This is a genomic window from Arthrobacter sp. ok362 (assembly GCF_900102785.1).
GTDB lineage: Bacteria > Actinomycetota > Actinomycetes > Actinomycetales > Micrococcaceae > Arthrobacter.
In genome coordinates, this window is record NZ_FNGC01000001.1 from 141,028 (window position 1) to 153,378 (window position 12,351).

The 12,351-nt window shown below is 69.7% G+C and carries 10 protein-coding genes; 5 read left to right on the plus strand and 5 right to left on the minus strand.

Translation table 11 applies throughout. The annotated features are described in order from the left end of the window. Positions 1-35 precede the first annotated feature (35 nt). From BLQ10_RS00640 to BLQ10_RS00650, 3 genes are read right to left on the minus strand one after another with little or no spacing between them, the layout of a single operon-like run. Entirely contained in the window at positions 36-1,664 is a 1,629-nt protein-coding gene (locus BLQ10_RS00640; protein ID WP_091557131.1) for an LCP family protein, read from the minus strand. A 22-nt stretch (positions 1,665-1,686) separates the two neighbouring features. After that, positions 1,687-2,280 carry a 5-(carboxyamino)imidazole ribonucleotide mutase gene (gene purE / locus BLQ10_RS00645; RefSeq protein WP_091557132.1) on the minus strand — a complete coding sequence of 198 codons (594 nt, stop codon included), beginning with the start codon at positions 2,278-2,280 and terminating at the stop codon, positions 1,687-1,689. Beyond that, positions 2,277-3,425: a 5-(carboxyamino)imidazole ribonucleotide synthase gene (locus tag BLQ10_RS00650; RefSeq protein ID WP_254785355.1), complete on the minus strand. Its 1,149-nt coding sequence runs from the start codon at positions 3,423-3,425 to the stop codon at positions 2,277-2,279. The genes purE and BLQ10_RS00650 overlap by 4 nt, the downstream gene beginning before the upstream one ends. A 268-nt stretch (positions 3,426-3,693) precedes the next feature. Between BLQ10_RS00650 and BLQ10_RS00655 the strand changes: the two genes are divergently transcribed. Next, entirely contained in the window at positions 3,694-4,281 is a 588-nt protein-coding gene (locus tag BLQ10_RS00655; protein WP_091557135.1) for a GtrA family protein, read from the plus strand. A 17-nt stretch (positions 4,282-4,298) separates the two neighbouring features. Here the strand turns inward: BLQ10_RS00655 and BLQ10_RS00660 are convergent, their stop codons facing one another. Next, positions 4,299-5,003: a TIGR03089 family protein gene (locus BLQ10_RS00660; protein ID WP_091557137.1), complete on the minus strand. Its 705-nt coding sequence runs from the start codon at positions 5,001-5,003 to the stop codon at positions 4,299-4,301. Between the two features lie 358 nt (positions 5,004-5,361). Here BLQ10_RS00660 and BLQ10_RS00665 point away from each other — a divergent pair, with 358 nt between their 5' ends. From BLQ10_RS00665 to BLQ10_RS00675, 3 genes are read left to right on the plus strand one after another with little or no spacing between them, the layout of a single operon-like run. Further along, positions 5,362-5,904: a WhiB family transcriptional regulator gene (locus BLQ10_RS00665; protein ID WP_091557139.1), complete on the plus strand. Its 543-nt coding sequence runs from the start codon at positions 5,362-5,364 to the stop codon at positions 5,902-5,904. After that, a complete protein-coding gene (locus BLQ10_RS00670) occupies positions 5,904-9,326 on the plus strand; it encodes a glycosyltransferase family 2 protein (RefSeq protein WP_368086486.1) in 3,423 nt (1,140 codons plus the stop codon). The genes BLQ10_RS00665 and BLQ10_RS00670 overlap by 1 nt, the downstream gene beginning before the upstream one ends. After that, positions 9,319-11,121 carry a DUF5719 family protein gene (locus BLQ10_RS00675; protein WP_254785333.1) on the plus strand — a complete coding sequence of 601 codons (1,803 nt, stop codon included), beginning with the start codon at positions 9,319-9,321 and terminating at the stop codon, positions 11,119-11,121. The genes BLQ10_RS00670 and BLQ10_RS00675 overlap by 8 nt, the downstream gene beginning before the upstream one ends. 83 nt (positions 11,122-11,204) lie before the next feature. Here the strand turns inward: BLQ10_RS00675 and BLQ10_RS00680 are convergent, their stop codons facing one another. After that, positions 11,205-11,756 carry a metallopeptidase family protein gene (locus BLQ10_RS00680; RefSeq protein ID WP_091557144.1) on the minus strand — a complete coding sequence of 184 codons (552 nt, stop codon included), beginning with the start codon at positions 11,754-11,756 and terminating at the stop codon, positions 11,205-11,207. Positions 11,757-11,888: 132 nt separating this feature from the next. Between BLQ10_RS00680 and BLQ10_RS00685 the strand changes: the two genes are divergently transcribed. Then, positions 11,889-12,278: a DUF3499 domain-containing protein gene (locus BLQ10_RS00685; RefSeq protein WP_091557146.1), complete on the plus strand. Its 390-nt coding sequence runs from the start codon at positions 11,889-11,891 to the stop codon at positions 12,276-12,278. Positions 12,279-12,351 lie beyond the last annotated feature (73 nt).

Sequence of the window (12,351 nt, forward strand, 5' to 3'; positions counted from 1 at the left end):
GGGCAGCGGGTCGGTGGACGCCGTGCGGCCGGGTGTTAGAGCGGCGCGCACTTGCCGTTGGTGGCGACGAGGTCGCGGATGGACTGTTCGTCGCCATTGCGCTTGAACTGGTTGAGCATCTCTTCGGTGATCGGCTGCCCGTCCGGCGTGGTGGTCACCGGGGTGAAGTCCGACGGCGACGGCGAGGGCGAGGGCTGGGTGGCCGGCGCGGGACCGGCGGCGGCGAGCGGCCCGGCAGCCATTCCGGGCTGCAGGACGGTGTCGTCTGCGGCGCCGGCGGACGGGCCGGCCAGCAGTTTGGCCACCCGTTGGTGGATGATGTTGAAGTCCGGCGACGTGGAGAAAGCCGCGTCGAAGTCGGGCGGACCGATGGTCAGGCGGCTGACGTCCTGGCCCTTGGCCTTCACGGCCAGGTCCACGAAGCTGCCGAGCTGGCCGGAGGAGATGTTCGATTCGACCACTTTGGTGCCGGCCTTGGCGATGTCCTCAAATTTGGCCAGCAGGGTTGCCGGATCGAGCTGCTTGAGCATCGCCTGCTGAACGCACTGCTGGCGCGAGATGCGGGCGTAGTCGTCCACGAATTCCCGGGACCGGCCGTACCAGAGGGCGTGGAAGCCGTCCAGCTTCTGGTCGCCCGCCGGAATCCAGCCGTCCGGCATGCCGTGGATGCCGTGGGCCTCATCTACCATCGGCCCGCTGATGGGGACCCAGCCGCCAGCCTTGATCCGGATGCCGCCCATGGCGTCGATCAGCTTGGAAAAGCCGTCCATGTCCACGAGCACGTAGGCCTGGACCTTGATGCCAAGCGTTCCGGACACCGCTTCGAGAGTGGCCTGAGCTCCCGGGTCGGCCACGCCGGGGTAGAGGTCCTTATGCTCGTTGGTGACCTCGGTGTTGATCGCGTTAATCAGGCATTCGTCGCCGCAGTTGTACCCCTCCGGATACACCTGGCGCATCGGCGATTCGGCGCTGAACTGGGCGTTCTGGAGGTTGCGGGGCACGGAGATGATCGCCGTGCTGCCGGTCTTGGCGTCGACGCTGATCACCGAGAGGCTGTCCGGCCGGCGGCCCGTGCGGTCCGCCCCGGCGTCGCCGCCCATCATCAGGAAGTTGTACCGGCCGTCCGAGGGCTCGAGGGTGGGGCCGGAACCGGAGAAGATGCTGCCGATGGCGTCGCGGCTGACGTTGAGCAGGTAGGCCGCGTAGCCCAGGGACCCGCTGCTGAGGATCATGGCCAGCACCAGCGCCAGCACCACCGCGGGGCGGATCCTGGGGGCGAGCAGCCCGGGCCGGATCAGCCGCAAGGTGTTCAGGAACAGGGCAGCCCAGCCGATGGCCAGCACCGCGAGGCCAAGCACCAGCAAGAGTGAGGGCACCGGGCCGGCGAGGATGTTGATCAGCGTGGAGCGGGACACGAGCAGGAGCAGCACGGCCAGCAGGGCCAGCGCCCAGACCGTGAAGGTCACTCGCAGCGCCGCCCGACCAAGCCGGCGCTTGCCCGCGACGACCTGGGCGCTGCCGGGGACCAGCAGCGTCATGAGGATCAGGACGAACGCCCGCTTGGTCAGCACCGGGGCCGGGGCTCCGGAGGGGTGCCGGACCGGGTCGCTCAGTACCCGCCCGGACTGCTCAGGGCGGTGCGTGGGGGCGTAGCTGTTGCTCATGCCGGGATTCCTAATGGCTACCTTAATGGCTGCTACGCGGGGCGACGTTGCCGTCGGCGAACACTTCGCTGACCTTGTGCCGCAGGCTCGCGCCCTTCCGGGTTGCGACGTCGTTCAGTTCCTGGGCGAAGTCCAGGAGGTCCGACCGGAGCTGGGCGGCGAGTTCGTCCGTGCCCGAGGCCAGCATGCGCACGGCCAGGAGGCCGGCGTTGCGCGCCCCGCCGATCGAGACGGTGGCGACCGGAACACCGGCCGGCATCTGCACGATGGACAACAGGGAATCCATGCCGTCCAGGGTCTTCAGGGGTACGGGGACGCCGATCACGGGCAGCGGGGTGACCGAGGCGAGCATGCCGGGAAGATGCGCTGCACCGCCGGCGCCGGCGATGATGAGGCGAAGGCCGCGCTCGTGGGCCGTCTGGCCGTAGCGGATCATCTCGGTGGGCATCCGGTGGGCCGAGACGACGTCGGCCTCGAACGGGATCCCGAACTCTGCGAGGGCTTCGGCGGCAGCTTCCATGACCGGCCAGTCCGAATCCGAGCCCATGACGAGGCCTACGATCGGGGTGTCCGCGCGGGTGAGAGGCGTTCCTGCGTTGCGGGGTGCGGTGCTCATGCGGTCTCCTCGGAGGTTGCCGGCATTGTGCCGGCGTGGGCCCGGCCGTTCCGGATGATGTCTGCCACGATAGTGGCCCGCTGCCGCACGGAGTCGACGTCGGCCGCTGAGGTCCCGACCAGGTTGACGTGGCCGATCTTCCGGCCGGGCCGGACGGCCTTGCCGTAGCAGTGCACCTTCGCGGCCGGCTCGCTCGCGAGGGCCGCGGGGTAGGCGGAATAGAGGTCCTGGTTGGCGCCGCCGAGGAAGTTCTTCATCACCACGACGGGCCCCAGCAGGTCCGTGGCGCCCAGCGGCAGGTTCAGGATGGCCCGCAGGTGCTGCTCGAACTGGCTCGTCACCGAGCCGTCCTGGGTCCAGTGCCCGGTGTTGTGCGGGCGCATGGCGAGCTCGTTGATCAGGAAGCCCGCGCCCACGCCCGGTGTCTCGAAGAGTTCGACGGCCATGACACCGGTCACGCCGAGCTCGCTGGCGATCCGGACCGCGGCGTTTTCCGCGGCGGCGGCAACGTCGAGGGGGATGTTCAGGGCGGGGGCAATCACTTCATCGCACACCCCGTCGACCTGGATGGTGTGCACCACCGGCCAGGCCCGTGTTTCACCGTCCGGCGTCCTTGCGACCATGGCCGAGAGCTCGCGGCTGAATTCCACCTTGGCTTCGGCTAGCAGGGGGGACATTGCCTCGAACCAGTCGGCGGAGCCGGCCGCGTCCTCGGCCGAGGACACGATGCGCACGCCCTTGCCGTCGTAACCGCCGCGGGGCATCTTCAAAACCACTGGCCAGCCGGTCTGATCGCCGAAGGCGGCGAGGTCCGCGACATTGGCGACGGCGGCCCACGTGGGGTTGGGCAGCTCGAGCCGGTCGATCGCGGCGCGCATCACGAGCTTGTCCTGGGCGTTGACCAGGGCATCCGGGCCGGGATGGACGTTCACGCCGGCGCCGATCAAGGACCGCAAGTGCGCCGTGGGGACGTGTTCGTGGTCGAAGGTCAGAACATCCAGGCCGCGGGAAAACTCGAGCAGATGCTCCAGGTCCTTGTAGTCGCCGACCGGGGCGTTAACCACGGCAGAGACTGCAGAGACGTCCTCGCCTTCGGCGAGAACACGGAGCTCAAAGCCCAGGGCGGTCGCGGCGGGGGCCATCATTCGGGCAAGCTGGCCGCCGCCAACAACACCGATTACAGGAAAAGTCACAAGTCCCAGCCTACCGAAAACCTCACCGGAACCCGGCTTTTGGGGATTGGCAAGCGTGGGAATGCTGCTGATGGGAGAGTTCCGTGCCCGCTCCGGCGCCGTCCGGGGTCGGGTGCGCAGGGAGCCGTCTGAACGGCCGTTGAGGGCGGACTCCCGGGAAACGGCGCTAAAATGGACGTTTGGCCCAATGGCCGACAGTTCCAGAAGGCCACGGAGGGTCATGATTACAACACTTAACGAGCGCATGCGCGGGCTGGCCTCGCTGTTCTGGCGCGAAGTGGCCAAGTTCGGCGCCGTTGGCGGCATCGCATTCGTCATTGACAACGGGCTGACGTTTTACCTGATGCATGGTCCCATGACCGACAGCGAGGCCAAGGCCCGCTTCTTCGGGGCCAGCGTGGCCACTGTGTTCTCGTGGATTGCAAACCGTTTTTGGACGTTCCGGCACCGCCGGCAGGCCAACGTGCTGCGCGAGTTCGTGATGTTCCTCATCATCAACGGGATCGGCATCGGCATCTCCACCGGCCTCACCGCCATCGCGAAGTACGGCATGGGTGTCACCGACAAGAACATGCTCTTCCTGGCCGGGGTGGTCGGCATCCTTGTTGCGACCGTGGTCCGGTTCTTTGCCTACCGCTTCCTCGTGTTCAACCAGGAACTCGACGAAGAGCCGGAGTTCTCGCACGACCACGAGATCATCGAACTGCATTCGCACGCGCCGCATGACCAGCAGCCCGGTGCCGGCGTTTCCAGGACGGCCGTCCGGGAGGCCGTCAAGGATCCGGAGCTGCCCGCCCCGCCTGCCTGAAGATCAGCGCCTGAGGATCAGTTCCCGCTGATGCGCTCGGCGGCCCGCAGCTTGCCGGTCACCTCGACCTCGGGGTGCACCAGGACCACGGAACCGTCGGCCTTCCAGGTTCCCAGTGACTGCGCAAGCACCGCTTCGAGGCCCTCCGCCGCAGGAACGAGCAAGCGCAGGCCGGTGTCGCGGGCCGCGGCGAAATCGTCCAGGAGCGCGCCGTGCGCATGGACAGTGCCGTCAGAGGTGCGGACCGCGAGGCGTTCTGCTTCCGGGTCCACGTGGGGCATGAAGATGTCCCCGTGGGAGCGGACCTCGGCGGCGTAGTCGAGGACGCCGGTCGGCAGTTCGCCCGTCCACCGCATGGCCAGCGCCGGCAAGGACACAGCCAGGACGGCGTCGAATCCGCCCGCGGCAGCGCCCGGTCCCGGGTCCGCGGTGGCCAGCAGTTCCGCCTCCGCTTCGTCGAAGACGACTTCCATGCCGAGCTGCCAGGCCGCCAGGGCGAGGATCACTGACTTCCAGTGCGCGGGCAGGTCCAGGCGAAGCCGCATGCCGGGTTCGGCGTCGAGTTCGTCCTGCAACAGATTGGATGTCTTCGCCACCCAGTTGTCCAGCACGCGGCCAGAGAGTTCCACCCGCTCCGAATCGGGGCCGTACCAGGTCAGCCGGGGCGCTGTGGACTGGCCGGACCGCAGCGCTGTCATCAGTTCGATTGCCGGAATGCTCATGTCTTCATCTTGTCACGGCCCCTCCGGCGCCAGGCGCCGTGACGTCGGTCACGCCGGCGGTTGCCGCGTCCGGCGGCCTTCGCGTGGGGGTGGGAAAAATTTCCCGAAAACTCAATGAAAACCCCCAGAAGTGCTCAGTACCCTGATTATTCCGCGGGATCCTGCGGAAGGGGCGAAAAAAATCCGGGCGTGGCGTGCCTGCACTTTGTGTATCAAGTTGATTATTATCTCCGCCGTGGCTTGACTCCCGGATACTTACACGCGTGTAATTAGTTATCTAAAGCCACTGCACATAAACCGGCACTCAACCGAGTGCCAAGGGGGTCTTGCAGTGGCCGCAAATCAGGAGGGGGACGCCATGGGGCTAGCAGAGCGTATCCATGAAGATGCCGTAGTTGCCGGCCAGGCCACGGCGAATTACCGGTCACGCGGCGTGCCGAGTGACTGGTACGTAGATCCGGCCGATCCGGACGCGGCTGAGCGCTATAACGAACACACCCAGGATTCCCTGCAGGACGCCGCCACGGCCTTCCTCGCAGCGCACGACGAACTCCTTGCCGGCCCGGATCATGACACCGATCCCCTCGACCCGCCGATGGAGCTCCATTCGCCCGGATCCGGTTCCCCCGCACAGCCCGTCTGGATCGGACTGCCGTCCCGGCAGGAATTCGACGACGAGGGCGAGCTCGGCTGGCAGACCGATGCCCTGTGCGCCCAGACGGATCCCGAAGCCTTCTTCCCTGAAAAGGGCGGCTCCACCCGCGACGCCAAGAAAGTCTGCGGCGCCTGCAACGTGCGTTCACAGTGCCTCGAATACGCCTTGTCTAACGACGAGCGCTTCGGGATCTGGGGAGGCCTCTCCGAGCGCGAGCGGCGCCGGCTTAGGAAGCGAGCAGTCTAATTCTTCAAGAAGTACGAGTCACCGCCGTCGTGGTCTCCCACGACGGCGGTGATTTTCTCCCCAGGACCCTTGCGGCGCTGGCGGCCCAGACACGGCCTGCCGACGCCGTGATCGGTGTCGACACCGGCTCCCGCGACCACTCCGCCGCCCTCCTCGAACAGGAATTGGGCAAGGCCAATGTCACCGTCTGCGACCAGCCCAGGTCCGGCATGGGAGGCGCCGTCATAGCCGGGCTCAAGGCCCTCTCGCCGAGGCCTGAGGACGGCGCCCGCGCGCCGGGCACCGAGTGGGTCTGGCTGCTGCACGACGACGCCGCACCGGCACCCGAGGCCCTCGCCGAACTCCTCCATGCGGTCGAGCGCGCGCCGTCGGTCACGGTGGCAGGCTGCAAGCAGCTGGACTGGCATGCCGAGCGGCGGCTGATCGACGTCGGCCTCTCCACGAGCCGCTGGGCCGAGCGGCTGACGCTGATCGATGCCGACGAGCTCGACCAGGGCCAGTACGACGGCCGCAGCGATACCTTTGCCGTCAATTCCGCCGGCATGCTGGTCCGCCGCGACATCTGGGAGGAACTCCGGGGCTTTGATCCGGCGCTGCCCGGAAGCGGCGACGACGTCGACTTCTGCTGGCGCAACCGCCTCGCCGGGCACCGCGTGGTGGTGGTCCCCAGTGCGAGGATGTTCCATGTCTCGCACCGCCCCCAGGCCCTGGGCAACGCGGTTGCCGCACGCAAGGCACAGGTCCATCTGCGGCTCAAGCACGCGGCCGGCTGGAAAGTCCCGCTGCACGCCGTCGGCGCGCTCCTGGGGAGCCTTTTCAAACTTGTCCTGAGCATTGCTGTCAAGGACCCTGGGCACGGGTTCTCCCAACTGCTGGCAACCTGTGCCGCGCTGGGCCGCCCGGCCGCGGTGATCCGCGGACGGCGCAACGCCGCGCGCACCCGCCGGATCCGGCGCTCCGTCATGAAAGGGCTGCAGACGCCGCGCCGTGAGGTCTGGGCGCACCGGCGCTCCCTGATCGAGGCGCTGGGCGCCGACGACTTCGGCGACGGATCCACGGGCACCGATCCCCTGGCAGAGCAGCCTACCGGCGACGCCGACGACTTCGCCGCCATCGCCACCCCGGACCGCGGTTGGGTGGGCAACGGTGCCGTCCTGGCCGTACTCCTGACCCTGGCGGTCTCCCTGACGGGACTGCTCGGCCTGTTCCGGGCCCCGGCAGTTTCCGGCGGCGCGCTGATCCCTGTTTCACTGCACCTCGCCGAAATCTGGAACCATGCCTCCACCTGGTGGATTAGTCTCGGCGCGGGCCTTCCGGGCCACGGCGACCCCTTCGGCTACCTCCTGTGGGTGCTGGGAGTGCTCGGTGCCGGCGACGCCAACGCCGCCGTTGGCTGGTTGTTGATCCTTGCCATGCCGCTGTCCGCGCTGGGCGCGTGGTTCGCTGCCGGTGCCCTGACTGGGCGCAGGAGGCTGCGCCTGGCGGCCGCACTGGTCTGGGCCGGCGCACCGGCGCTCCAGGTTTCCCTCAACCAGGGCCGGCTGGGCGCCTTGATTGCGCACGTCATGATCCCGGTGCTCGTCCTGGCGCTGCTCCGGGCGACCGGCACGGCGGCAGGCCGCGGCGTTCATGCCGTCCCGGCGCCGGGCCAAGGCCGGCTCGCCCCCGTGCCCGCCGCCCGCCCCGGCATCAACGGGACGCCCTCCTGGACGGCTGCTGCCTCGGCGGGCCTCGCCATGGCCGTGGTCACCGCCGCGGCGCCGTCGCTGCTGGTGCCCTCCATGGCCGTCGTTGCCCTGTGCGGCGTGCTTATGGGCCGCCGCGGCCGCACGGTGTGGTGGACGCTCTTGCCCAGCCTGGCACTGTTCCTGCCGTTCGCGTTCTCGGTCCTGGACCGGCCGCGGGCGCTCCTTGCCGACCCGGGCCTGCCGCTCGGTTTCGACGCCGCCCCGCTGTGGCAGCAGGCTCTGGGCCAGCCGCTGAGCTTCGACGCCGGCGCCGGACTCACCGGACTCAGCGCCTTCGGCGGGTCCGCCGCGGGCGCTGCCGGCCTTGGCGGACTGCCGTGGGCACTGCTGCTGGCCTTGCTGTTCGGGCTGCCGGTGCTGCTGCTGGCCCTCGCCGCGCTGTTCATGCCGCGCCGGCTGGTGCGGGCGGGACGCACCTGGACGGCACGCTGCCTGTGGGCCGTCGCAGTCCTGATGCTGGCCGGCGGCTGGCTCGCCGGGCATGTCGCCTCCGGCGCCAGCGCAGATGTCCTGGTCACGCCGTTCCCCGGGCCCGCCGTTTCGGCGGCCGCCTTCGCCCTCCTGGGGGCCGCCCTTATCGCAGCAGAAGGACTCCTGGACGCTGCCGACCGGACGGCCGGGACCGGGCTGGCGCGGAAAGTCCTGATCCGCGGCACGGCCGCGGCAGCGCTGGCCCTTCTGCTGGCCGCGCCCCTGGCCGGGTTCACCCTGTGGAGCGCGCAAAACCTGCTGCAGCCTACGTCGCAGACACCAACACTGTCACCGGCACCGGCACCGGCAGCCGCCGGAGACCCCGCCGGTCTCGGAACCCCGAGGCTCGTCCAGCCTGCCCAGGCCCGCACCCTGCCGGCCACGGCGGTTGACCGCGGCGAGGGCTCGGAACAGTCCAAGACGCTCCTGATTGCCAGCAACGAGGACGGAAGCTTCGACGCAACACTTATGCGCGGCGCCGGCACCACTTTGGACGCCCTGTCCACGATCGCCGCGGCCCGCGGCATCATGGGGGAGCCGGGCCAGGAGACGGTCCGCGACGACGACGCCGTGGCTGGATCGCTCCGGAACGTCGTGGCCGCCATCGTGGCCGGGGAAGGCGTGGACCCGCGGCGAGACCTGGAGCGGCTCGGCGTCGGCTTTGTCGTGCTTCGGGTTGGCGATTCAGCCTCCGAGTTGACGGCCAGCCGCATGGACGCCGTCCCCGGGCTTGTCGCCGTCGGCCAGACGGGTACGGGCTGGCTCTGGCGAGTCAGCCCGCTTGACCGGCCCGGTATCAAGGCCTCCGACGTCGCTCACCGGGTCCGCGTGGTGGACGGCACCGGAGCAACCGTCGGCCTGCTTTCCGCGGAGGAAGTCTCGGCCGCCGGCACTGTCCCGGCCGGCCCCGAGGGCCGCCTCGTGGTTCTTGCCGACCGGGCCGATCCGGGCTGGAGCGCCTGGCTCGACGGCCGCCGCCTGACCTCAACGACGTCCGGATGGGCCCAGGCATTCACCCTGCCCGCCCAGGGCGGCCAGTTGAGCATCCGATACGAAGCGCCCTGGGCCGTCCTGATCGAAACCGCCCAGGCCGTGATGATCGGGCTGACCGTCCTCCTGGCCTTGCCCATGCCTGCCCGCCGGTCCAACACCGGCCTGTCCAGGGACGAAGCCTCCCTGCGTAAGGAACATCAGCATGTCTAAGGGCGAATACGACAACGAAAACAAGAGCGAAAACAAGAATGCCTCCGGTTTGGTCCCGGAAACCTCGGCGGGCGCATCTTCCATGACCGAAGCCCCGGCCGCTGGCGTTTCCGACGCCGGTGCGGCTGCCAAAGATGCGTCCGGCGCCGGTGCGACGCCGAGGAAGAGGGGCGTGCCGCGGGCCGGTGTGATCGGCGGTATCCTCACCGCGGTCGCCCTCGTTGCCGCGTGCGGAGGCCTCGTATCGGCGGCGTCGCTGACACCCCAAAGCCCCGCCAGCCGGCATCTCGAGGCCCCCGTGGCCTCGGTACCGGCCGGCAGCAGTGTCGGAGTCTGCCCGGGCCCGGCCCGGCTGCTCGAGGGCACCCCCGTGGGCACCGACCCCCAGTTCAGTCCGGAATCCGCCACCGCGAAGACCGCCGTCAGCGCCGCTGTGCTCGGTTCGAGCGCGGGCGTCATTCCCGGCAGCCGGCTGGCCCCGCTCAAGGGTGCACCCCTCGCCGAAATCGCCAAGGGCGCCGCGGCTGCGCCCACCGCCTCCGCGGCTGCTGCCACCGCCTCCGCGGCTGCGGCCACCGCCTCTGCGGCTGCACCCCGCACGCCCGTGCTGATCGCCGGCGTCGTGCCCCAGCGGGAGGTGGACAACATCAGCGTCCTCAGCGCCGATGCCCAGGACAACCGCCAGGCGGCTGCCGGCGCCGTCCTGAGCTACACCGCCGAGGACGGAGACCTTCAAGGTTCCGCGACCGCCGCCTGCCAGCAACCCGGCAACGATCTCTGGCTGGTCGGCGCCAACACGGCCCTCGGCCGGTCGGCAGTCCTGAACCTCACCAATGCCTCCAGCACGCCCGCGACGGTGAGCCTGGATCTCCTTGGCTCCGAAGGCTTGATCCAGGCGCCCGGAAGCCGCGGCCTGCTCGTGGCGCCCGGAAGCACCCGCTCCATAGTCCTGGCCGGGCTCGCGCCGGGACAGGAACGGCTCGGCGTGCGGGTCCGCAGCACCGGCGGCCCGGTGGCTGCCGTCATCCAGCAAAGCGTGCTCCGCGGACTCACACCCGGCGGCGTCGACTTCATCACCCCCGGCACCGCCCCGTCCGTCAGCCAGGTGGCCGCCGGTCTCGAGATCCAGGCTCCGGCGGCCCTGGCCGCGCTCACGGCGAAGCCCGGCTTCGCCGATGCAGGACCGGCCCTGGAAGTCGCCGTGCCCGGGGCCGCCGACGCCGTGGTGGAGATCAAATTGTATGGACGCGACGGCCAGAAGGCGCTGCCCGGCGGCGGCGTGGTCACGGCGAAGGCCGGCGCCGTCACGGAAGTTTCGCTGGCCGGGGTCCCGGCCGGGACCTACACCGTCGCGGCGAGCTCCGATGTCTCCTTCGCGGCCACTGCCCGGCTCACACGGGGACTGCAGTCCGGTGACGCCGCGGACATCGCGTTTTCCGCCGCCTCGGCCCGGCTGGGCAGCCAGCACATCGTTCCGGTTCCCCGCACGGGCGACCGGCAGCTCGTTTTCGGTGCACCCGAAGGCCGGGCGACAGTCTCCTACACGCCCATCACGGCGGACGGCAAGATCCGGACCGCCGGCACCGCCGACATTGCCGGCGGAACCACGGTGTCCATCAAGATCCCCGCGGACGTGGGCGGCTCGCCGCTCGTGGGCTATGTGGTATCCGCCGCCGGGGACCCGGCCTACGGGGCGCTGGTCCTGGGGCGGGACGGCCGGCAGGACATTTCCGCGGTGGCCGTGGCACCGGAGGCGGCAGGACAGCGACAGGTCCCCGTCACGCTGGGCTACTAGGCCCGAGTCCTGGCAGGGCAGACAAGGGCGGCCGCGGCAGGCCAAGGCATCGCGGGGTGCCAGGTATCCCGGGCCGGGTTCGGCTAGTACCGGCGGCGATAGACCGGGTCGAGGGACTCGGGGGGCACCCCGAGCATCTCAGCCGTGTATTCCACGACGACGTCGTGGACCAGGTCCTGGAGCTCGTCCCGGGTTCCGCACGCCTGTTCCACCACCCGGCGATACAGCGTGATGACCGGTCCGTCCTCGGCCGTCGCGGCCGTGAAGGCGCCCATCGGCGCGGGAGTGCGGTCCGCCACGAGCTGCTCCAGGCCCGGAGGGATCTCGTCAACGGCGAAGCGGACGCCGTCAAGGGGTTTGCCCCAGATGTCGTGCAGCCGCTGCGCCGAGTCCAGGACGAAGTCATCGAAGCGGTCGGAGCGGGTCCGGTAGCCGGGCAACGTGGGGAGCATGAGTTCGCCGCGAAGCCCCCGGCCGTGCCGGTTCCTGCGGCGCTGCCGGAAGTTCTTTCCCTGGACAGCGGCGGGCGAACCGGCCAGAGGCGCGCCGGCGGGGCCGGAACCGGCGCCTGTACGTCCGGCGTCGGGGTCAGCCAACCGGACCGTGAAACCCGAATCGTGGTGCGATGACTGCATATGTTGACTCTAAACCCGCGGAATGATTTACGCGATACGGCCAGACGGCGATCCGCCGCCGCCGCGCCGCGGCATGAGCACGGGCGTTTCAATGCGCAGCCCCCGGCCCGAGGGGGAGTAGTCTGTGATGTCGTGGGTGCAATTCGTCTTTGTTCGAGGTCTGCCTGCCGCAATTCTGCGGTGGCCACTTTGACGTACGTATACGCAGACTCCACGGCCGTTCTGGGCCCGCTCGCCACGTACGCCGAACCGCACTGCTACGACTTGTGCGAACAGCACGCCGACTCGCTGACCGTGCCGCGCGGCTGGGAAGTCATGCGGCTGGCGATGCCGGCAACCCCGGCCGGTCCCGGCCCCGACGACCTTCTGGCCCTGGCCAACGCGGTCCGCGAGGCAGCCTCCCGTCCGGCTGCGGCGGAACCGGCAAAGGGGCAGCGCACGCTGCACCCGGCGCTGGAAGCACCGGCCCCGGCCGAGGGCGCCAGGCGCGGGCATCTGCGCGTCCTGCGCGAACCTTCCTAAGGCGCCAACTGGCGGTAGGGTGGAAACTGCAAAAAGCCGTCAGCCACCGGTGCCCTTTCGCGGCGCCCATCAG

What these genes read in the sequence shown, in the direction of transcription:
- BLQ10_RS00680 (WP_091557144.1), bottom strand. Translation starts at nt 11,756, where the DNA reads ATGCAGTCATCGCACCACGATTCGGGTTTCACGGTCCGGTTGGCTGAC.
- purE (WP_091557132.1), bottom strand. Translation starts at nt 2,280, where the DNA reads ATGAGCACCGCACCCCGCAACGCAGGAACGCCTCTCACCCGCGCGGAC.
- BLQ10_RS00640 (WP_091557131.1), bottom strand. Translation starts at nt 1,664, where the DNA reads ATGAGCAACAGCTACGCCCCCACGCACCGCCCTGAGCAGTCCGGGCGG.
- BLQ10_RS00665 (WP_091557139.1), top strand. Translation starts at nt 5,362, where the DNA reads ATGGGGCTAGCAGAGCGTATCCATGAAGATGCCGTAGTTGCCGGCCAG.
- BLQ10_RS00650 (WP_254785355.1), bottom strand. Translation starts at nt 3,425, where the DNA reads ATGATGGCCCCCGCCGCGACCGCCCTGGGCTTTGAGCTCCGTGTTCTC.
- BLQ10_RS00660 (WP_091557137.1), bottom strand. Translation starts at nt 5,003, where the DNA reads ATGAGCATTCCGGCAATCGAACTGATGACAGCGCTGCGGTCCGGCCAG.
- BLQ10_RS00675 (WP_254785333.1), top strand. Translation starts at nt 9,319, where the DNA reads ATGTCTAAGGGCGAATACGACAACGAAAACAAGAGCGAAAACAAGAAT.
- BLQ10_RS00655 (WP_091557135.1), top strand. Translation starts at nt 3,694, where the DNA reads ATGATTACAACACTTAACGAGCGCATGCGCGGGCTGGCCTCGCTGTTC.